Origin of the sequence: Fructobacillus ficulneus, from assembly GCF_001047075.2 — a bacterium.
GTDB classification, from domain to species: domain Bacteria; phylum Bacillota; class Bacilli; order Lactobacillales; family Lactobacillaceae; genus Fructobacillus; species Fructobacillus ficulneus.
On the sequence record NZ_DF968005.1, the window covers coordinates 444,351 to 465,467 of the forward strand.

The 21,117-nt window shown below is 44.8% G+C and carries 22 protein-coding genes; 4 read left to right on the forward strand and 18 right to left on the reverse strand.

What is annotated here, in order from left to right; translation table 11 throughout:
• The 7 genes from ylqF to AOQ29_RS06730 all read right to left on the reverse strand — a co-directional run.
• The coding region (gene ylqF / locus AOQ29_RS06700) for a ribosome biogenesis GTPase YlqF (protein ID WP_061993747.1) at positions 1–610 on the reverse strand (610 nt) is incomplete at its 3' end.
• An 11-nt stretch (positions 611–621) separates the two neighbouring features.
• Entirely contained in the window at positions 622–849 is a 228-nt protein-coding gene (locus AOQ29_RS06705; protein WP_083989400.1) for a YozE family protein, read from the reverse strand.
• A complete protein-coding gene (locus AOQ29_RS06710) occupies positions 839–1,405 on the reverse strand; it encodes a DUF2140 family protein (protein WP_061993707.1) in 567 nt (188 codons plus the stop codon). The genes AOQ29_RS06705 and AOQ29_RS06710 overlap by 11 nt, the downstream gene beginning before the upstream one ends.
• Before the next feature lie 23 nt (positions 1,406–1,428).
• On the reverse strand, positions 1,429–2,280 hold the full coding sequence (locus AOQ29_RS06715) for a DegV family protein (RefSeq protein WP_061993708.1): 852 nt from the start codon (positions 2,278–2,280) through the stop codon (positions 1,429–1,431).
• Positions 2,281–2,289: 9 nt separating this feature from the next.
• Positions 2,290–2,790, reverse strand: a complete 501-nt coding sequence (locus tag AOQ29_RS06720) for a dihydrofolate reductase (RefSeq protein ID WP_061993709.1) — start codon at positions 2,788–2,790, stop codon at positions 2,290–2,292.
• Entirely contained in the window at positions 2,777–3,994 is a 1,218-nt protein-coding gene (locus tag AOQ29_RS06725; protein ID WP_061993710.1) for a CCA tRNA nucleotidyltransferase, read from the reverse strand. The genes AOQ29_RS06720 and AOQ29_RS06725 overlap by 14 nt, the downstream gene beginning before the upstream one ends.
• Positions 3,995–4,082: 88 nt before the next feature.
• Entirely contained in the window at positions 4,083–5,351 is a 1,269-nt protein-coding gene (locus AOQ29_RS06730; protein WP_242977432.1) for a tetratricopeptide repeat protein, read from the reverse strand.
• 198 nt (positions 5,352–5,549) lie between these two features.
• On the opposite strand from AOQ29_RS06730, the gene AOQ29_RS06735 reads away from it, so the two are divergent.
• Both AOQ29_RS06735 and AOQ29_RS06740 read left to right on the forward strand, forming a co-directional pair.
• A complete protein-coding gene (locus AOQ29_RS06735) occupies positions 5,550–6,101 on the forward strand; it encodes an Ada metal-binding domain-containing protein (RefSeq protein WP_061993711.1) in 552 nt (183 codons plus the stop codon).
• Between the two features lie 79 nt (positions 6,102–6,180).
• Entirely contained in the window at positions 6,181–6,966 is a 786-nt protein-coding gene (locus tag AOQ29_RS06740; RefSeq protein WP_061993712.1) for a glucose-1-dehydrogenase, read from the forward strand.
• Between the two features lie 106 nt (positions 6,967–7,072).
• Here the strand turns inward: AOQ29_RS06740 and AOQ29_RS06745 are convergent, their stop codons facing one another.
• The 5 genes from AOQ29_RS06745 to AOQ29_RS06765 form a co-directional block, all read right to left on the reverse strand.
• Positions 7,073–7,891, reverse strand: a complete 819-nt coding sequence (locus AOQ29_RS06745) for a hydroxymethylpyrimidine/phosphomethylpyrimidine kinase (RefSeq protein ID WP_061993713.1) — start codon at positions 7,889–7,891, stop codon at positions 7,073–7,075.
• A gap of 50 nt (positions 7,892–7,941) precedes the next feature.
• Positions 7,942–10,041, reverse strand: a complete 2,100-nt coding sequence (gene topA / locus AOQ29_RS06750; RefSeq protein WP_061993714.1) for a type I DNA topoisomerase — start codon at positions 10,039–10,041, stop codon at positions 7,942–7,944.
• A gap of 187 nt (positions 10,042–10,228) precedes the next feature.
• Positions 10,229–11,104 carry a DNA-processing protein DprA gene (gene dprA, locus AOQ29_RS06755; protein WP_061993715.1) on the reverse strand — a complete coding sequence of 292 codons (876 nt, stop codon included), beginning with the start codon at positions 11,102–11,104 and terminating at the stop codon, positions 10,229–10,231.
• Between the two features lie 146 nt (positions 11,105–11,250).
• Positions 11,251–12,324 carry a hypothetical protein gene (locus AOQ29_RS06760; RefSeq protein ID WP_061993716.1) on the reverse strand — a complete coding sequence of 358 codons (1,074 nt, stop codon included), beginning with the start codon at positions 12,322–12,324 and terminating at the stop codon, positions 11,251–11,253.
• A 154-nt stretch (positions 12,325–12,478) separates the two neighbouring features.
• Entirely contained in the window at positions 12,479–14,386 is a 1,908-nt protein-coding gene (locus AOQ29_RS06765) for an ABC-F family ATP-binding cassette domain-containing protein (RefSeq protein WP_061993717.1), read from the reverse strand.
• Between the two features lie 86 nt (positions 14,387–14,472).
• On the opposite strand from AOQ29_RS06765, the gene AOQ29_RS06770 reads away from it, so the two are divergent.
• Positions 14,473–15,342, forward strand: a complete 870-nt coding sequence (locus AOQ29_RS06770) for an N-acetylmuramoyl-L-alanine amidase (protein WP_061993718.1) — start codon at positions 14,473–14,475, stop codon at positions 15,340–15,342.
• 203 nt (positions 15,343–15,545) lie between these two features.
• Here AOQ29_RS06770 and AOQ29_RS06775 read toward each other — a convergent pair whose 3' ends face one another.
• The 3 genes from AOQ29_RS06775 to xerC all read right to left on the reverse strand — a co-directional run bounded on the left by AOQ29_RS06775 (position 15,546) and on the right by xerC (position 18,403).
• On the reverse strand, positions 15,546–16,439 hold the full coding sequence (locus tag AOQ29_RS06775) for a hypothetical protein (RefSeq protein WP_061993719.1): 894 nt from the start codon (positions 16,437–16,439) through the stop codon (positions 15,546–15,548).
• Between the two features lie 67 nt (positions 16,440–16,506).
• Complete coding sequence (locus AOQ29_RS06780) at positions 16,507–17,382, reverse strand: aldose 1-epimerase family protein (protein ID WP_061993720.1); 876 nt, start codon at positions 17,380–17,382, stop codon at positions 16,507–16,509.
• A 103-nt stretch (positions 17,383–17,485) separates the two neighbouring features.
• The gene (gene xerC, locus AOQ29_RS06785; RefSeq protein WP_061993721.1) at positions 17,486–18,403 is read right to left on the reverse strand and encodes a tyrosine recombinase XerC; all 918 of its coding nucleotides are present in this window, start codon (positions 18,401–18,403) and stop codon (positions 17,486–17,488) included.
• A gap of 138 nt (positions 18,404–18,541) precedes the next feature.
• On the opposite strand from xerC, the gene AOQ29_RS06790 reads away from it, so the two are divergent.
• Entirely contained in the window at positions 18,542–18,811 is a 270-nt protein-coding gene (locus tag AOQ29_RS06790) for a hypothetical protein (RefSeq protein WP_061993722.1), read from the forward strand.
• A 71-nt stretch (positions 18,812–18,882) separates the two neighbouring features.
• Here AOQ29_RS06790 and AOQ29_RS06795 read toward each other — a convergent pair whose 3' ends face one another.
• The 3 genes from AOQ29_RS06795 to AOQ29_RS06805 are packed head-to-tail and all read right to left on the reverse strand — an operon-like array spanning position 18,883 to position 21,036.
• On the reverse strand, positions 18,883–20,226 hold the full coding sequence (locus AOQ29_RS06795) for a PFL family protein (RefSeq protein ID WP_061993723.1): 1,344 nt from the start codon (positions 20,224–20,226) through the stop codon (positions 18,883–18,885).
• Between the two features lie 46 nt (positions 20,227–20,272).
• Entirely contained in the window at positions 20,273–20,542 is a 270-nt protein-coding gene (locus AOQ29_RS06800; protein WP_061993724.1) for an ACT domain-containing protein, read from the reverse strand.
• A 47-nt stretch (positions 20,543–20,589) separates the two neighbouring features.
• Complete coding sequence (locus tag AOQ29_RS06805; protein ID WP_061993725.1) at positions 20,590–21,036, reverse strand: nucleoside 2-deoxyribosyltransferase; 447 nt, start codon at positions 21,034–21,036, stop codon at positions 20,590–20,592.
• Between the last annotated feature and the right edge of the window lie 81 nt (positions 21,037–21,117).

Consider the following 21,117-nt stretch of genomic DNA (forward strand, 5'->3'; position numbering starts at 1 on the left):
TGGCAAAAAGGGTATCCTTGACGGCGCCGGACAAGGCCAAGCGCAAACCAATCTTTTGGTCCTCAAACTTGGGCCACAAGACCCCGGGTGAATCCAAGATTTCCAACCCGGCCGGCGTTTTCAACCAGGCAACCTTTTTTGTCACTCCTGGCTTGTTGGCCGTGGGAGCGACGTTTTTTTCCACCAGGTGGTTCAAAAGCGTTGACTTCCCAACGTTGGGGATGCCGGCCAGCATGGCCCGGATTGGTCGGTTCTCAATTCCCCGCTTGGCCTGGGCCGAAATCTTATCGGCCAAAACGGCCTTGGCGGCCCGAGTCATAATCTGCGGGGTTTGCGGACTCCGAGTATCTAAGACGACGACCTTGAGTCCTTGGGCTTCAAAGTGTTCCTTCCAAGCCCGAGTTTCCTTGGGGTCGGCTAAGTCAGCCTTAGTTAAAATCAACATCCGGGGCTTGTCCCCAATTAGCTTATCGACTTCAGGGTTGCGCGATGAGGCCGGTAACCGGGCATCGACCAATTCAAAAACGATGTCGACTAAGTTCAAGTTTTCGCGCATTAAGCGAAAGGCTTTGGCCATGTGGCCCGGATACCATTGTATTAATTGTCCCATGCTTGCTCCTTTTAGCGACTAGCTTGGTATTGTGACCAGGCCTCATCAAAAATCGTCATCGACATCAAGTAGCCGGCAGACCCTTCAAGGTAGTCTGATAGCTCATCGAAATCCGTTGACTGTTTGGGAAAGCTCTGATCTAAAAATGCGTTATTAGCAAACTGTTGAATTTCATCAGCTGCTACTGGGTTACGGTTAGTCATCAACCAACCGTAAAAAGTTTGTGACTTACTTGGCACTAGTATTTACCTCGGAAAACTTAAAGATACCCTGTTCGATATTAATGGCATCGGCTTTATAAGCTAACGTATCCTGGGCAGTTAATTCTGGAATATCCAAAGCAATCCGGTTTTTATCCGGTTGCACAACTAGGCCGGCCGGAATGTTATCGGACTTAGCCAGGTAGCCCAAGGCAACCTTGGTTGGCACGGCCGCAGAACCAATGGTAGCTTTTTCGACGTTTAAGAAAATATTGCCATCTTTGGTGACTGTCGGTGTCATGGTTAATTTAGCATTAACCTTAGCCCCAAGAACAGTGGTTGCCCCACTGACCGTGATGTCTTGGTCACCGACCGTGACATCATAGCCGGCACTACCCAAGTGGCGTTGCAAGAAGGCCGTAAATTCATCTTTGGTCATCGATAGTGTTTTAACCGTTTGACCACCAGTTTGACTAGCGTGAAAGGTCGTCTTGGCCGGATGGTATTCCTGGTAGGCCACAAAGCCGCCAACACTACCTGCTCCCAGGCCAATCACGCCCAAGGTCGTTAATAGGACAATTGTCCGCTTTTTCATGTCTAGTCTCCCCTTCTAATTGCTTATTCCGCTTCAAACAGGATGGCTAAGGCGCCCATTCCTGTGTGGGTTGAGATAATTGGCGTTGCTACAGATACTAAGATGTCCAAGTCAGGCCAGATTGTATTCAACCGTTCAGCTAAAGCTTCTGCCTCATCGGTCACACCCGTATAGGTCACCCCAATCGACTTCATCGTGGTGAAGGCTTTCATCTTCTCGATGACATCTTCGTTAAAAGCCTTAATCGTCTTCAAGCCTCGGCCCTTGACCAAGACATCAACCTTACCTTCATCGTCGACTTCAGCACCAACCTTGATGTTTAGGAGGTTACCAATCAGACCCTGAGTCTTAGACAACCGACCACCGGCCACCATGTTATCCAGTGAACGGAATGACAAATAAATATGAGTTTGGTCACGGGCAGCTTCTGCCACCTTCAAAACCTGGTCAAAGTCTTGACCTTCTGCAGCAGCACGAGCAGCGGCCAAAACAACAAAGGCTTCGGCCCGGTCAGCACTCAAGGTATCAAAGGCAAAAACATCGGCCTTGGTTAAGGCATTAGCCTGGGCCGCAGCGTTAACCGTCCCTGAAAGACCTGATGACAAATGCAAAGAAAGCACCCGCGCTTCTGGGTCTTCCTCAAAACATTGGTCATAAATTTCTTTAAAAGCCCCAATAGATGGTTGTGACGTTTGGGGCAAGTGGTCGCTCTTTTGCATCTTGTCTAAAAAGTCTTCCGCTGAAATCGTCACACCGTCTTGGTAAATGACCCCATCAATTTGGACTGACAAAGGAACAACCTTGATGCCATATTCTGCTATTTCCGCGGGCGTAAACTGAGCGGCTGAATCCGTTACTATTTGTACTTTCGCCATAAAAATCTCCTAGGATTTACGTTGATACGTTTGAAAGGTGAAGTGGTAATCGCCATCGGTGTGGCTTTCTTGGTTCACGAGGGTAAAAATATCTAAATCAATCGGGTCAACAAAGGTATCGCCGGCGTATTCGCCAGCAACCTTGGTAACCGACAACTCGGTCGCAATCGGCATTAAAGCATTAAAAACTTGTGCCCCACCAGCAATCGATACTGGTTTTCCTGCTTGAACTTGGTCTTCAATCAAGGCTTTTAAATCGGCTAAGGAATGAACCACCGTGACCTCGTCAAAACCTGGATCAAAATCGAGGTTTCGGGTTAAGACAACAGTTTTGCGACCCGGTAGTGGACGCCCAATTGAATCCCAAGTCGACCGGCCCATCACCATCGTGGTATTGATGGTTTCATTTTTAAAGTGCTTTAAATCAGCTGGAATATGCCAGGGTAAGTCGCCATCTTTGCCGATAGCGTGCTGGTCATCTTCAGCCCAAACCATTCTAATTGTTGCCATTATCATTCCCCCTTAACCAGGCAATGATTGCTGGCTTAGTATTTTCAACCTGACCTAAGGCCACCGCTTTTTCCAGTTGGTGTAAGGTCTGGCCCAAGGCAGGTCCCGGTTGCGCTAATCCTTGCTGAATCAAATCTCCACCGGACAAAACAATTTCCTTGGACGAGTAAATTGGTAAGGCTGCATACTTCGTTTGGACAGCTTGAATCACCGCATTCTCAACCCCCATAATTGTCAGGGCCTCAACCAAGGTCTCAATCTGGCTATTGTGCTCATAAATCGCCCAAGTTGAGATTTGCTTTGGTTGAGCTAAGAGTGGTGCTAAAGCCACAACGGTTTGCATCACATCACGAGAAAGTTTCCACTGCCGGAGTTCATCTTGTAAGTCTGGTGCTGACAAGCCTGCCTGACCGAGGTAAATTGTCCAAGCAACCTTTTCATTGCTTGGTTGGCGTTGGCTTAGTTGGCCAGCCACCAAATTTAAGTGATCAGCTGTAACTCGCCCAGTTTTACCAGGTAAGTAGGGTAAGAGCTGAGCCTTTAACAAGAGCCGCAAGGCCGGTCCAGCAGAACTTCCTTGTAAGAGCTTTTCAAACTCAACTCGAATCCGCTCGACGGCGATTTTCTCCAAGTTGGGCCCCAAATTAACTAAGGCTTGAAAGGTTTGATCTTCAATTGTGAAATCCAATTGAGACGCAAACCGTAAGGCCCGCATCATCCGCAAAGCATCTTCAGTAAACCGTTCCTGGGCTCGACCAACCGCCCGAATTTGTTGGCGGTCTAAGTCAGTCAATCCATCAAAGTAATCAATCACTTGCCCATCTGCCTGTAAGGCAAAGGCGTTAATCGTAAAATCACGCCGTTTTAGGTCTTTACTCAATGACCGAACAAAAGTCACCTGGTCGGGACGGCGGAAATCAGTATAGGTTGACTCCGTTCGAAAAGTTGTAATTTCATACCCTTCTCCGTGGTCTAACACCATCACCGTCCCATGCTGGATACCGGTATCGACCGTCTTTTTAAAAATCTTTTTTATTTCCTCTGGGTAGGCCGAGGACGCAATGTCAACATCATGAATTGCTTTGTTTAAAATAATGTCGCGGACACAACCGCCGACAAAATAAGCCTGAAAACCGGCTTGATTAATCTGGTCCAAAATTGGCTTGGCAGAAATCAGTTCGCTTGGTAAATTATCCAGCTGCATGAGCTACTCCTTCGTGCCTTTTTATTCTTTTTAATTTTAGCAAGATATAGGTTAGAATGCACGTTTTCAGCGAATTTTACCGTTTCAATTAAAGGTCTAATGATAGATCAGCCAAGCGGTCAGCTAACTCAAAGTTATCAGGGTCAAGGTCGACCGCCTTTTCCAAAGCTTGCAATTCGTCCTGACGGCGACCAACTTCATGGTACCAATCAGCTAGGTCATGCCAGAAATCTGGGTTTTCAGGATAGTCCTGGGCGGCAATTAGCCATTGCTCCGAGGCTTTATCCTCTTCTTCCTTAGCATGGTAGGCCCGCGCCAAGTCCCAAGCAAAGCGAGGATCAACTAAATCTTGGTCAGCTGCGGCCCCGATTGTCGCAATCACAGCATCATAGTCATGAATAGCTAAGTTCAAATCAGCCAAAGCCGTGTAAGTGGTCAGGTCTTGGTCATCTAAGTCCAAAGCAGCCTGGTAGTATTCCTTGGCCAGGTCAGTGTCCCCTAGTCGAAAGGCCAAGGCCCCCGCTAGCCGGTATAAGATTGGGTTGGTTTGGTCGTAGGACAAACCAATTTGGTAAGTCTTTAAAGCCTCAGCCGTGTCCTTAATCCGTTCGTACAGTTGCCCTAGCAAGGGATAAACCGATGTGTACTGGGGGTCAGCCTCCAAGATGTCTTGGAAGAGTGGCAAGGCGTCATCGTCAGCCTTCTTTTCAACATACAAAAAGGCCAATTGGAACTTTGTGTCGATGGTCAAATCCAAGGGCTTAATTTGTTCCAGGTAAGCGATGGCATTGTCAACATTCCCGATGGCAGCATAAGCCGTTCCAATTCGGGCAGCCATGTCGACTTTGGCAATCCGCCGTTGTCCCTGCAAGAGCAAGTTCCGGTAGTTGGCAATGGCTTGGTGGTACTCACCGGTTGAAAAATAAAATTCTGCTAAAGCAAAGGTCACAACCGGCTCGTCCGGAGCTAAAGTCTGAGCTTTTTCGAGTGCTGCCTGGGCTGATTCAGTTAGCCCTTCGCTTTGGTATAAGTCTGCCTTGACCATCAAGGCTTCTAGGTAGGCTGGAGAGTCCTCTTCAATTTGGGCCAGATAATCTTGAGCCTGGTCCAAATCATTTTCTTCAATCGCTAATTCGGCCAAAGCCGTCTTCAATTGCCCCTCGTGTGGGTACTTTTCGACTAAGTTTAAGTAAGCCTGCTTAGACTCTGACACAAAGCCCATGGCATATAGGTCTTCAGCCAATGAATAGATTAAATCATCACTGTCGTTAGCTAATGATTTTTGAAAAAGCGTTTGGGCTTGATCCAATTGTCCGAGACGGATGGCCGCCATCATTTCTTCTGCATAATTTGTCAATTGTTTACGCCTTTCTACCGACTCTTAAAAGCCTTTTTCTATCTTCCTATTCTACTAAATTTAGCCCTAAAACACAAAAGCAGTCCTTTTGTAAAAGAACGGTCATATTCAAATAGACCAATTCATGTTAAAATGGTCTAGAAGTATTTAGGAACGGGTGTTCCTAAGCTAGATAAGTTCTAAGAGGAGGTTAAATATATGTACTCTTTAACCAAAAAACGTTGGCAAGCTATCCAAGACCGCGATGCGGAATTCAATGGTAGTTTCATTTACGGGGTCGGAACAGACAAACGTGTTTGTCGACCATCTTGCGTTCATGGACCAGAAACAAATCCAGACGAAATTCAAATTTTCAAAACGAACGATGAAGCCCTATTCGAAGGATTCATCCCCTGCTCAGAATGCCAACCATTTGGCGAGTTATCTGAAAAGGCTGACCTAGTGTTCAAGGTCAAGGAGTATTTAGCGACCCACTACAAAAACCGGATTACCTTGGAATCATTAAGTGACCAATTTGATGTTTCCTCTGGCATCTTACACCGATCATTTTTGGCGGTAGCAGACGAAAGTCCCCAAAACTATCTCTTGCGGGTTAGAATGTTCCACGCTAAGAAGATGTTACGTGAAAGCAAGGACTGCGTTGCCCTAATTGGTTTGAAGATTGGCATTCCTAATCTTTCGTATTTTAACACTGTTTTCAAGCAAGAAGCCGGCTTAACTGCTGCCCAATACCGGAAACAAGTGAAATAAATTTGCCATAATTGTCAAAAAAGTCTAAAGTAGACAGCAAATCCAGATTTGCTGTCTTTTTTTGTACAAGGAGGAACCTATGTTTCAAGATTTGAACCAAAAAGTTGCTGTCATCACCGGAGGGTCGAAGGGAATTGGCAATGCCATTGCCTTGCGTTATGCCCAAGAACAAATGAATGTCGTCATCAACTACCATTCTGATGAAGCCGGTGCCCAAAAAGCTGTTGATGAAATCAAAGCCAATGGCGGCGATGCTGTCGCTGTCAAAGCCGACGTTGCCACAGAAGCTGGTGTTCAGGCTTTGTTGGATGCTGCCGTTGATAATTTTGGCGGTCTTGATGTTTGGGTCAATAATGCCGGGATGGAAATTCAAACCCCAACCCACCAAATTTCCTTAGACGAATGGAATAAGGTCATTGGCATTAACATGACTGGGGTCTTTTTAGGTGCTAAGGCGGCCTTGAATTACTGGCTAGACAATGAAAAGACGGGAAACATTATCAACATGTCTTCCGTCCATCAACAAATCCCTTGGCCAACTTTTTCTTCTTATGCCACCGCTAAAGGTGGGGTTAAGCTCTTTACTGAAACGATTGCCATGGAATATGCACCCAATGATATCCGCGTCAACAGTATTGCACCTGGGGCCATTAATACGCCCATCAATGCCGAAAAGTTTGCAGACCCCGACCAATACGCCCAAACCCAATCAATGATTCCTATGCAAAAGATTGGTGAACCAGAAGATGTCGCCGATGCGGCCGTCTGGTTGGCCTCCGACCAAGCCAAGTACGTCACCGGAACCACCCTCTTTGTGGATGGCGGAATGACCCTTTACGCTGCCTTCCAGGACGGTCAAGGTTAAACTAACTTAAATCACAAAAAGGAAAAAGCCAACTCACGTTGGCTTTTTTCTTTTACACAGAGTTTTTGGACAAGTAACCGGTCCACTACTCTCATAACTCATTTTATTACTGACTAGGTTGACCCGGTTGGAAGACATTACCATCTAATCGATTGGAATTAATCGGATAACCAGCTTGAATTGCTTGGTGAACAAAGTTTTGTGCCAGGCTAACCGCTGCTTTTAGGTCATGACCTAGGGCCAAATTAGCCGTAACCGCCGCTGCCAGAGTACAGCCAGCTCCATTAATAAAGGAATCAGCCGGTAAAGCTGGTAGGCTTAAATTGCTGACCTCCTCACCTTTTACCAAAACATCCAAGGTCTCATCTGACAAAAAGCCTAGTCCACCCTTTACCAAAGCCGCTGTCCTTCCCGTCTGACTCAGTCCAAGGGCAATGGCCGTTAAATCACTCGTGTTCTGAATATCTTTAACTGACTGGTCTGACAACAAAGCCGCTTCATTTAAGTTAGGTGTAATGACTGTCGCTAAGGGCAACAAGCGCTCTCGGTAGGCTGCTACCAATGCTGGATTTTCAGCCAGCTCCCCCTCCTTCAAGGCCAATACGGGATCAACAACAATCGGACAAGTCTGTTGCCTTAAAAAATCAACAACTAAGTCGAGTTGGGTCACCGAGGTTAGCAAACCAACTTTAATGGCAGCAAAATCATCAATCTGGTTCAAAGACCTTAACTGGGCTGCAAGTATGGCATCATCCACCCCAAATACTTGAACATCTTCCGGGTCAATTGTCACAATCGCCGTGAGAGCAGAAAAACCAGCTAACCCTGCTTGAGCAAAGGTAGCCAAATCGGCTTGAAGACCACCTCCTGCTAATGAGTCCGACCCGGCAATGGTTAAGACTTTTAAAACATTCTTTTGCGCCATTTCAAACTCCTTTTTGATTGAAAAAGCCGACCACAGGGCCGGCTTTTATTTTAAGCTTCTTTTTTATTGTCAGTTGCTTCAGCCGTAGCCTTGTCACTGGCTTGGTCCTTAGCTTGGTCTTCTTCGCCTTCAGCCTTAGGCTTATCCCAAGAAACAAAGTCACACTCAGGGTAGCGGGAACAGCCGTAGAACTTCCGACCACGCTTGGTTTTGCGTTCCACAACTTGTCCCTTGCCACACTTCGGACAAGCAATCCCAATCTCTTGGACAATCGCCTTAGTATTACGACAATCAGGGAACCGTGAACAAGCGTAAAACTTACCATACCGACCCATTTTGATGACCATCGGTGCGCCACAAACTTCACAGTCCATACCGGCCAATTCGTCGTGCATGGTAATCTTTTCCAAGGTTTCCTCAGCACTTGCGACTTCTTTAGCGAAAGGCTTGTAGAATTCGTCAACAACCGGCACCCACTGCTTATCACCGACTTCAATATCATCGAGTGAGTGCTCGACTTGAGCCGTGAACTTCGGATCCGTAATATCAGGGAACTTATCATCAACAATTGTCTGGACAATTTCACCAAGCTCCGTTGGCACAAACTTGCGGGCATCCACCCGAACATAGTTCCGCCGTTGAATGGTATCCAAAGTTGGTGCATAGGTTGATGGGCGCCCAACACCGTTTTCTTCTAAGGCCTTAATCAGGGCCGCTTCGGAATAACGGGCAGGTGGCATGGTAAAGTGCTGTTCCGGACTGGTCTTAGCCAAATCAACAACATCCCCCTCAGCTAAGTCAGGTAAGAGGTTATCCTTTTCCTTAGCTGCCGGGTAAGCTTTCGTGAACCCAGGGAACTTCGTCTTAGAACCGTTGGCATGAAACAAAACGCCATTTTGTTCGACCGTTACTGCCAAGGTATCCAAAATTTCCGGTGTCATCAAGGAAGCCACAAACCGCGACCAAATCAATGAATACAACTTGAACTGATCGGGGGTCAATTTATCCTTAATCGATGATGGTGTCTTCGTCACATCAGTTGGTCGGATGGCTTCGTGGGCATCTTGCGCCCCTTCTTGCGGTGTCCCAGCGACTGGCTTGTGACTTGAGTACTCTTCACCCCATTCATCATGGATGTATTGGGCAGCGGCATTTTTAGCCAAAGCAGATAGTCGCGTTGAGTCGGTACGCATATAAGTAATTAACCCAACTTGACCGAGTCCACGTCCCAAATTAATTCCTTCATAGAGCTGTTGCGCCGTCATCATCGTCTTACGAGTTCTAAACTTCAACTGCGTGTTAGCCGCCTGTTGCATCGTTGAGGTCGTAAACGGTGGCTGTGGCTGGCGCTTACGCTCCTTAGCCTTGACGGTTTCGATGTTAAAGGGTTGGTTTTGATCTAACTGACCCATCACATTTTGGACAGCAGCATTGTCGGGCAAAGGCTGCTTCTTGCCATCAAAACCATAGAAGTTAGCCTTAAACTTGGCCTTACCCTTCTTGAATTCCGAATCCAAGGTCCAGTATTCCTCAGGTTGAAAAGCCTGAATTTGCTTTTCACGAGCAATAATTAAGCCCAAAGCAACAGACTGGACACGACCAGCTGACAAGCCTCGTTTAACCGTCTTCCAAAGGACCGGCGAGATTGAATAACCAACCAAACGATCGATGATTCGTCGAGCCTGCTGGGCATCAACCAAGTCCTGGTTAATGGTCCGTGGTTCTTTAAAGGCATTTTTAATCGTATCCTTGGTGATTTCATTAAAGACAACCCGGTTTTCTTGTTCTGGGTCCAGCTCTAAAATGTGCTGTAAGTGCCAAGCAATGGCCTCACCTTCACGATCCGGATCGGATGCGAGATAGACTTGCTTAGCGGCCTTAGCAGCTTTTTTCAAATCTTTAATAACGGGACCTTTCCCGCGAATATTAATATACTTTGGTTGGTAATCTTGGTCGACATCAACCCCTAAGGTTGACTTGGGTAAGTCGCGGACGTGACCAATTGAGGCGACAACTTGATAGGTCGAACCTAAGTATTTTTCGATTGTCTTAGCCTTTGAGGGACTTTCAACAATCACTAATTTTTTACTGGCTTTAGCCTTACTCGTTTTTTTTCGAGTGGTCTTTTTCTTAGTTTTTGCTTCTACCAACGTCTGATTCCCCATATTTCTATTAATCTTGGTGCCTGCAAGCTACAAATAAATCAGCCAACCGGCTCTATTTTCCATTGATTAACCTAATTTTTTGGTTTAACTCACTTATCATACCAGGGCTTTCTAGGCTTTGGCAAGATTTCTTGTCATAAAAATAAACATTTTCCTACTATATAATATATTACTATCCTAACTGTCGAACTGACCCTATAATATCACTTGCACTTAAAACAGGCAAAGCCCCCGCCTGAATTAGGGCATTGGCGCCAGCAGAGCTCGGCGACAAAATCGATCCCGGCACCGCCAAGACTTGTCGGTTTTCTTGCAGGGCTAAATTAGCGGTAATTAGCGACCCGGAATGGAGGTGAGCCTCAACTACCAGGGTGGCACTGGCCAAGCCCGCAATAATACGATTTCGATCAGGAAAATGTCCCTTTAACGGGCCCGTTCCCGGTGGGTACTCACTCAAAACCAAGCCCTGTTGGCTAACCTGTTCTTGCAGTATCCGATGTTGGCGTGGGTAGACGCGGTCTAACCCTGTTCCAATCACTCCGATTGGAATCCCACCAGAGGCAAAGGTCACCTGATGGGCCATGATATCGATTCCTTTAGCCAGCCCTGAAACAATGGCACAGCCGGTATCAATTACTTCCGGCAGCAAGGCTCGAACTACTTGGAGACCATAAGGACTGGCCTGCCGAGTGCCCACTACTGCTAAAGCCGGTAAGGACAAGGACTGCAGATTTCCTTGGTAAAAAAGAATCAAAGGTGGCTGATAGATTTCCCGCAACCGCCTTGGATAGTCCAAGTCAAAGTACGTAATAAAGGGAACCAGAAAATTCTCAGCCAGATTTAAACTTTGTTGGTACGTTGCCTGAATTTGTTGATAACTCGCACTATCAGCAGCTAAGCCAAGAATCTGACTTAATTCAGCTAAAGACCAGGGATAATTTTCCGAATTTTGACCAAATTCGTTAATATAATCAATGATTCGGCTTTCCCTGGCCTTACCAATTCCAGCCGTTAAGTGCAGAGCCAATAAAAATTGTGTTTGATTCATCTCTTTCCTCTCTTCCATTCGCAAGACTAGTAACTATGCAGTCAACTTTCCTAGCTATTAGACGAGATTAAGGTCAAAAAATCACAATTTAAAATTAACTATTCCGAAAATAAAAAAAAACGACCAGCTGATCGTTTTTAATAACATTAGTCAATTGTCTTACCGAAGTAAGCTTCTTCCCAAAGGCCCTTGCTTTCAAAACTTTCGGTTACTTCTTCACCGTTGAGGATTTCAAGCTTAACAATACCAGAGAACCGTAAGTAGGCACCGTCAAAGCCAATCATTTTGGCCATGAACTTCTTAAAGCCATCAATTTGGTCAATCATCTTATCGTGCGTGATAACCTTTTCGGCTGAATAAGTGACCCGGTAATGGTTCTTTTGGTCGTTATAATCAAAGACAATGTTTTTGTAATATGGCTTACCCGTTACCGGTTCCACTTCGCGATCACTTTGTGTATAAGTCACGTACTTAACATCGTCGGCCAGAATTTCTTCCCGCTTTGCCAACAAGAAGACTGGCACCTTGGCATGACCGTACTTCTTTTCAGTCGTCATGTATGAATCAATAACAGTGTAATCACCGATGTTAGCGCGACCCCAGTACCAGTGGTTCATCACCTTCATCAAGGCCACGTCACCCCAGTTGTGGTCGTGGTAGCAATCCCCTTCAAGGTCTTGCGTTTGGCCGTTGGCCGTCAACTTCACCTGGGCATGGCCACGAGGTGTTGCTGGCAACCAAGAGAAGTTATTTTCTTCTTGGTCACCATAGAAAGTAGCCAAGTTTGGTCGCCAAGCTGGCGTGATGTTATCGAATGAAATTTCAACTTGGATTTTTTCACCAAAAATCCCAATTTCATAGTGATGTAAGTCACCACGGAAGTAGTTCTTACCCATTTTAACGTCACAAGTATCCTTGCTGGCACTAAAATCTTCGGGTTTAAATTCAATTTTTTCTTTAATCGCTGTACCGTCAGCCTTGGTCCATTCAACTTCCATTGAAGGCTTGAGACCGGGGGATGGATTGACAACGGACTTAGCATAGAAAGTTGTCACTAGTTGAGATCCATCATTGAGGTTGGCATCAAAATACCACCATTCATAGTTTTCACCGTCAGGATCAACTCGTTCTCCGTCTTCACGCGCAACGATATGGTTCTTATCTAAGCCCACCTTTGCGAAATCAGCTGCTTCATCTGCTAGTCTTACTTTTGTTGCCATTTTCTTACCTCCGGCCGTAGTTTATAATTCGATTATAACACGGTCTTGATTTGATTAATGGTTTTTCTCTTAACCACTTATACTTATCATACTGGTGTTGTGTAAATGTAAATTAAAAAATTTATAAAAAATTAAAAAATAAAAAGAGCAAAACTTAATTTTGCTCTTCCACAATTTCGCTCAGTTCTGCCCAGCGGTCCATTTTTTCGTCTAATTTATTACTAACAACGGTTAATTCAGCTTGAATTTCAGCTACCTTTTGATAGTCAGCCCCGTTTTCAGCCATCGACTCATTTAGACTCTCGCTTTGGTCTTCCAATTCAGCAATTTCATCTTCGATTGTCTCCCATTCGCGTTTTTCGTTGTATGTTAACTTACGCTTTTTGGGTATTGGTTCTGACTTACGTCCTTGGTCAGCCACCGGCTCAGCTTTTTTAACTGCTGATACTGGCTTCTTGCTTTGTAAAACGTTATCTTTCAAGTAAGTTGAAAATTCACCGTTATAGCGGTCAACTTCACCACCACCGGCCAAGTAATAACCGTAATCGGCAACTTCATCCAAGAAGTACCGATCGTGGGAAACTGTCACAACAGTTCCAGCAAAACTCTTCAAGAAGTTTTCTAAGACCGTTAATGTGCCAATATCCAAATCATTAGTCGGTTCATCTAAGAACAAAACATTAGGCTCTTGCAATAAAATTTTTAACAAGTACAACCGTCGTTTTTCCCCACCCGATAATTTGCGAACCAGAGTTCCGTGCATGAATGGCGGGAAGAGAAATTGTTCCAATAGGTCCTTGGCAGAAATAACATTCCCATCGCGGTCTTTGACGGCCGAGGCAACGTCCGTTAGGTACTCAATCATGCGCTTATCGGCCGGAATTTCTTCCGTTACCTGGGTGTAGTAGCCAATTCGGACGGTCTCGCCAATTTCAAGGATTCCATCGGTTAAAGGTATCCTTCCCGCCAAAACATTTAGTAATGATGACTTACCGACCCCGTTTGGGCCAGTAATTCCAATTCGATCTCGTTGACCAAACCGTAGTGAAAGGTCTTTGAAAAGTACCTTGTCATCAAAAGCTAAGGTCGCATGGTCTAAGGCAATCACCTTTTTACCAAGGCGTTGTTGTCCCAAAGAAACTTCAACATCTTGGTCCGTTTGCACCTGTCCCATTGACTCTTCCAACTCCGCAAAGGCACGTTCCCGCCCCTTTTGCTTGGTCGTTCGGGCCCGAGCTGACTTATTCATCCACACTAATTCTTTTTCATAAAGTTTTTCACGCTTATGTTCCGCTGCTAAAGAATTTTCCTGACGAATTGCCTTGCCTTCGACATAGTCTTGATAGTTTCCATCATATTCATAGACCTTACCAAAGGATAGCTCGAAGATACGGTTGGTAACTCGGTCTAAGAAATAGCGATCATGGGTGACCGTTAACAAGGCTCCCTTATACTTTGCTAAGTACTGTTCTAACCAGGCAATGGAATCAAAGTCTAAGTGGTTAGTTGGTTCATCTAAAATCAGCAAGTCAGGTTCTTGAATCAAAACCTGGGCTAAGCCAACCCGCTTTCGTTGTCCCCCGGACAAATCAGCCACGTTTTGTTTTAAATCCGTTAAATGTAGCTGGGTTAAGATAGTCTTAATCTGTGCTTCAATGGTCCAGGCATCATCCCGGTCCATGGCTGCTTGGGCCTTTTCAAACCGTGCGCTGGCCTTAGGATTTTCTGGCTCATCAGCCAAAAAATCTAATGATTCTTGGTAGGCCCGAATCGTTTGAAAGACTGGCTGGTCACCGGCATAAATAGCATCTAAAACTTGTAAATGACCGGCTAAATCAGGTTCTTGCTCCAAATAACCTACTCGGTAATCATTTTGAGTAGTAATTTGGCCGTGATCCGCTGGCTGCTTGCCAGACAAGGCATTTAGCAAAGTCGTTTTTCCAGACCCATTCACACCAACAAGACCAACTCGGTCCCCCTGGCTAATCAAAAAAGAAATATCATCAAATAAGGTCTTTTCACCGTAGACCGACGTTAGGTGTTCAACTCGAAATTGTTTCATGTCCCCATTATACTAGAAATAGCCCCCCTTTTTCTGGAATAATCATGATAAAATAAACAAATAAGATAGGAATAGGCATACTTATTATGGTCACTTTATGGAATTGGATTAAACAAAATAAATTTGGCGCAATCATCGTTAGTGCCTTTACCCTAGCTACCATGCTTTTAATTATTTCATTAGCACAGCAAAATCAACTAACGACCCGACCAAACCAAGTTCCTCTACGAACCGGTCCCGGAATTGGATACTCAGAAATCACTAAACTTAATTCAGGAACAAAGTTGACCGTCGTCGCCCGTAACAATGGCTGGTGGAAGGTCAAACGAAATGACAATCAAAAAGTTGGCTGGGTTGCTTCTTGGGTTGCTAACAACACTAAAATTAGAACCGCAACCCTCCTGTCCGAAGCCACAATTGTCTTGGATCCTGGTCATGGAGGGTCTGATACTGGGGCAATTTCAACCGATGGTAAACACTACGAAAAAACCTACACACTCAGAACCGCCCGCGCAACTGAAAAGGTTCTGACGGATGCGGGTGCCCGAGTCATCATGGTTCGCAATAGCGACGTCGTCGTGCCCCTCCTTTACATCCCACGCAAAGCTGAAAAATATAACGCGGATGCCCAAATATCCTTCCACTTCGATTCTTCCGAATCAAATAACACCGCTTCAGGAGTATCACAGTACTACTACAATGATAATTCCTTGCCTTTGGCTCAAGCCCTTAGCGGGTCTTTGAATAATCTGCCACTCAATAACCGCGGTTATGAAACAATGCCTTACCTCGTGATTAAAGACGTTACCCGACCGGCCGTCCTCCTAGAAAACGGTTTCATTAATTCAGATAGTGATTTTTCTTATATCCGCCAAACACGCTATCAGCAAAAAATCGCGACCGACATTAAGACTGGTCTGATTACCTACCTCAATAATCTTTACCCTAGCAAGTAAGCTAACAAATAAAAGACGAGTGCTCACCAATCGCAATTTGGTTAGCACCCGCCTTTTTAATTTTAAAATAAAAACAACCCTTATCCGAAGATAAGGGTTGGGTAGGTAGATAGATAAATACTACCTCAGTTGGTTGAGTTAATTATATCATGGCTCAAGCTGGGTAACAATCCTTTTCAGTTCAAAATCCATTAATTATTTCCTTAAGCCCATCCTAATTCACTGACGGTACTTTGAATCAAAGGAGTTTGCCAATTTTCGCCCAAGCTTAAAGTAACTAAAGCCGAAGAAAAAACCAACCAAGCCTCAATTTGGTCTTTCGACAAAATGCCAGTCATTGTCAAAATTAAAGACACGCTTGAATCCTGTTCGGCCAAGTTAGCTAAAACCAATTCTAAATCTGCCAAATCGATCTCTGCTAAGCAATCAGCACTGACATGGAGGTTCACCGCTGCAGGATTAGAACTCAGTAACTGTTGATAAACGGCTTGGAATGCCGTCTCGGTCATTTCATCAACCTGGCCGGTCGCAATCACCGGCACACCAGCCTGGTCAGCTGCCTCAACCACCTTAGCCTGCAAGCCTTCATCCAATTCAGCAGATAAATAAACACCCGCAAAGCGTTCACCGCCCGCCTTCAGGGCATTAGCCAAAAAGAAGGCTTGGTCAACCGGGCTCAGTTCACCTTGACCACCAACCGCCTTACCACTATAAGCTAGCAGAACTAAATGATTCCCAGCTGTCGCAAAGGCATTATTGACCAATTCACTAACAACTTGTTGGTGGATGGCTGGCCAATTTGACAAAAATTCCTGGTAGGCTTGGTCTAGTTCAGCCTTCATCGCTGCCTTTTTCATGGCAGACAAATCTCGTTCATCAACCGCCTCAGCCCCACCGGCCTTGACCTGGTCCCAAATCACTTCCTTGGAAAACTCATCAGCAATAGCATCAGCCTGCCAAATCACGGCATCAGGATTTTTTTCATCAAGTGTTTTTTTGAAGGGAGTAAACTTATCGGAAGGACCCAAAGCCATCGGTACTGCCAAAGCTGACTGAGCAATGGCCTTTTTTTGTTCGAATAATTCTGTAATTTTCATGTTTTTTAACCTATAAAGCCAGCTGCAATCACAGCTGGCCTTTTATTTTTGATAATTAAATTTGATATTAGAAAAAGTTCATGGAGTATGAACCATTAAAGGTATCACCAGCGGCTAAGACATTGACGCCGAACTTTTCTTTAAAGTTTCCAGTGGCATCAACCGTGTCAGCAATTCCCCACCAAGGTTCGACTGCAATAAATGGTGCATCCTTACCAGCTGGGGTCCAAATCCCAGCGTATTGGGCATTGTCAATGGTCATTTCCATTCCATGCTGGTTCGCCAACCGAGCTAACAAGAAAGTCGTTTTCTGCCGGTCAAGCTTTAAGATAATGGCATCGTCATGGTAATCTTCTTGTCGCAGACGCAAAGGAATATTGGAGCTAAAAGGAGTTGGGACATTTGGATTAGAGTATGGACCAACTAAGCGAATTCGGTCATAGACCTTTTCCGGTGTAACCGATAGGTAGTAGTCAGAAAACTTACCGCCATCGAGGGGTAAGTTAAAGGCCGGATGGCCACCAACTGAAAAGAAAAGTGAATCGTGGGTGGCCGGATTATTAACGATGTATTCAACCTTAAGTTCTGAATCAACTAAAGTAAAGACGACATCAAAAACAAAGGCAAAGGGATAAACCCGTCGCGTTGATTCTGAGTCCTCTAGTCGTAGTCGAACCATATCATCCTGCCGGTTGACCACCATAAAGTCCATATTGCGGGCAAAACCGTGCTGGTTCATATAGTAGGTTTGACCAGCTAAGTCATACTGGTCCCCCTGCAGACGACCAACAATTGGGAATAGATTTGGTGCATGACGACCCCAATACTTGGGATCACCATACCAAATATATTCCAATTCAGCCTCTTTATTCCAAGCAGAGGTCAATTCGGCCCCGTGCTCGTTAATCTCAACCTTTAATTTTTCATTCTCCAGTATTATCATGTCTTTATTTTACTATCCTTTGATTACAATAACAATTGGCAATCATAGTCAAAATCAACCAATTGTCGGTTAATAAAACATTCGCGCTGGTACTTAGATAACTTTAACGTTTGGCTCTAGGAAAATAACTTTGATAAGAGGACTGGAGCATCGCCTTCGACACATGAGTATAGATTTGAGTGGTTGATAGGTTAGCGTGTCCCAAAAGTTCCTGAACAGTCCGCATATCCGCTCCACGATTCAATAAAGCTGTCGCAAACGAATGACGCAGCATATGGGGGTGAATCTTACCTGTTAAAGTCGTTTTCTGCATCAACTGGTTCAAAATATAGGTCACCCCTGCCGAAGTTAATGCTCCTCCCTGAGCGTTTAAAAAAACGTTCTGGCTTGGATTGGCAACCGTTTTACGAGCCACTAGCTCAGGCCGACAATTGTCTAAATAATCCACCAAGGCTTTTTGAGCATACGAGCCAAAAGGAACATACCGGTCTTTATTTCCCTTCCCATGCACTAAAATTAACCGCTGTTTCAAATCGACTTGGTCTGTTTCCATATTTGAAAATTCCGAAACTCGCATCCCAGTCGCAAATAAGACTTCCAACAAGGCGGCATCACGCCGCCACAACGGATGTTCTTCACGCTCATAGGCCGCCTTAAATAATTCTTGAATTTCATTATCATAGAAAAATTCAGGTAAATGGGCCTGGTGCCGTCGTAAAGCGACTCCCTCAAAGGGATTATCAAGACTAACCTTTTGACTGACCAAATACGCATAGAAATTTTTCAAACTCGAAATTTTACGGGCAATGGTTGTCCGAGCCAGCACTTGGTTATATAAGTCCGCTAAGTAAAGCCTAACTTCAAGAGTTTTAACCTTCGTGAAGCCATCAAAACCACCATTAGTATCAAGGTAATAGCGAAAGGCAGCAATGTCTTTCAGATAGGCTTTCACCGTTTGGTCAGAATACCCTCGTTCGGCCTCTAGGTATTGTTGGTATTGTTGTTCTTCCACAGTCTTCATATTGTTATTATACCCAGTCAATTCTTAAGAAGACCTTAAGAATCTTATGATTACAGAAACATTGATACATTTGAAACCTTTTCGTCTCAAATAACTGTATAGTGAAACCATGCAAAACAATTATTTCGGAGGCATTTTATGAATTTACCAGTAACTTCAACAAAAGATTATTTGCTGCACGTCACCGGGTTGAAGCGGGTCAAATTTGACGCCTTCTTCTTAGGCATTCGCGACAACATCTTAAACCACCGTGACCAACGAGTAGCCTTACAAAAAGGTGAGGTCTTCAAGCCCCGTCACCATCAAGCTCACACATTGCGCAATAAACGCGTGATTACAAGTACAGACCGGTACGCCTACCGGCCACGGGCTGAAAAGCGTCAAATCCAAGAAAATTCAAAATATTAATCCCATTAACTAAAAAGGTTACCTTCAGTAACTGACTAATCAAAGTCAATTACTTGGGTAACCTTTTTATTTTAGTTTTTAAATGAATGGATTGGTGCTGGCACATGACCACCACGGTTAATAAAGTCAGCAGAAGACTTTGGTACCACTGGCATCACGGGTGCTGTTCCCAACAAACCACCGTAATCAACCATATCCCCGACCTTAGCACCGTTGGTTGGCAAGATTCGGACAGCAGTTGTCTTGTTGTTTTGAACACCGATAGCGGCTTCATCAGCAATCATCGCTGAAATCTTTGTGGCATCCGTTTCACCAGGAATGGCAATCATGTCCAAACCAACAGAACAAACAGAAGTCATGGCTTCTAACTTGGCCAATGACAAAGTTCCAGCCTTCACGGCATCAATCATGCCGGCATCTTCAGAAACCGGGATAAATGCTCCAGACAAACCACCGACACCTTGTGAGGCCATAACCCCACCCTTCTTAACGGCATCGTTGAGCAACATCAAAGCAGCAGTTGTTCCGTGGGTTCCAACTTGTTCCAAGCCGATTTCTTCCAAGACTTCGGCAACAGAGTCCCCACGAGCTGGCGTTGGTGCCAATGACAAATCAACGATTCCAAAGGGAACACCTAAGCGTTCAGCAGCGACAGTTCCAACCAATTGTCCAACACGAGTAATCTTGAAGGCTGTCTTCTTGATTGTTTCGGCCACCGTCGTGATTGATTCACCCTTAACTTGTTCCAAGGCCCGCTTGACAACACCCGGTCCAGAAACTCCGACGTTAATGACAACATCAGGTTCTGAGACACCGTGGAAGGCACCCGCCATGAAGGGATTGTCTTCGACAGCGTTAGCAAAGACAACCATCTTTGAATTTGCTGTATCGGACTTATCGGTGATGGCCTTAATGGTTTCACCCATTAATTTAACGGCATCTAAGTTGATACCGGCCTTTGATGACCCAACGTTGATTGATGACATCACAACATCGGTTTCAGTCAAGGCAGTCGGCAATGACTTGATCAAGGCCAAGTCACCGTGTGAAAAACCTTTTTGAACAAGGGCTGAATAGCCACCGATAAAATCAACGCCAACTTCTTTAGCAGCATCATCCAAGGCGTGAGCCAAGACCAAAATTTCCTTTTCGTCGGCTGAGCCGGCAATCAAAGAAACTGGGGTCACGGAAATTCGCTTGTTGGTAATCGGCACGCCATATTCACGTTCAATTTGTTGACCGACAGCCACCAGGTTTTTGGCATAAGTCGTGACTTTCTTGTAAACGTTCTTAGCTGTTTCTTCAGCCGAACCACCAACTGTGTCTAACAATGAAATTCCCATCGTGATCGTGCGAATGTCAAAGTTATCTTCTTTAACCATTTGAATGGTTTCTTGAATCTGTGTTGTATCCATTTTGCTTACTTATCTCTTATTTACTGTTTATTTTTAATTCGTTAAATTAAATGTGGGCCATCGTGTCAAAAATTTCTTCGCGTTGGATGTGGATCGTCACACCAAGGCGACTTCCTTCTTCCTTCAAGGCTGCATAAACTTCATTGAAGTCGTCTGCTTCATCGATTCCAACCAACATTGACATCGTGAATGTCTGAGACATGATTGTCTGAGACATATCCAAAATATTAACCCCATGGTTAGACAAAACTGTTGCCACACCGGCAACGATTCCTGTCTGGTCTTGGCCAACAACAGTAACAACCGCTTTAATCATCTTCTACTCCTCTTTCATCACAATTAATGAATTTAAAATCGTTATCCTTAGATGACTTGGCCATCATAAGGAACAACGGGTAAGTTTTCCAAATCGTAATCTGCCACAGCTTCAACACTATGCAAATAGGCCGTTAATGACTTGGCAATCATCAAATTCAATGTCACCGCTTCATCTTCCTTAATTACAACAACTGGAATGCCCTTAGCATGGGCATAACCAATTTCCCAGGCAGTCCCTGAGTCAGCATCCTGGTTATCAAAATCAGCAATAGCAACAACGACATCACAGGCATCGATGGCCGCAACATCTGATTCGTAGGCAGCTACTTGCCATTCTGGTGAGAACAATTCAAATTCCTCGTATTGGTGCTTACGGGGTGAGAAGAATCCACTAACCTGTGGGTGTGCCTCTAAAGCTTTCTCCAAGCGTCCAGCCTTTTCATTTTGTGTTTCTGAAAAAAATGGACCAGCCATATAAACTTGCTTAGCCATGGTAAATTCTCCTTTATCTTACCTTTATCAATTGTAATTCTAGTTTAACAAATCCAAGTTGCAGGGGTATAACATTCTGAC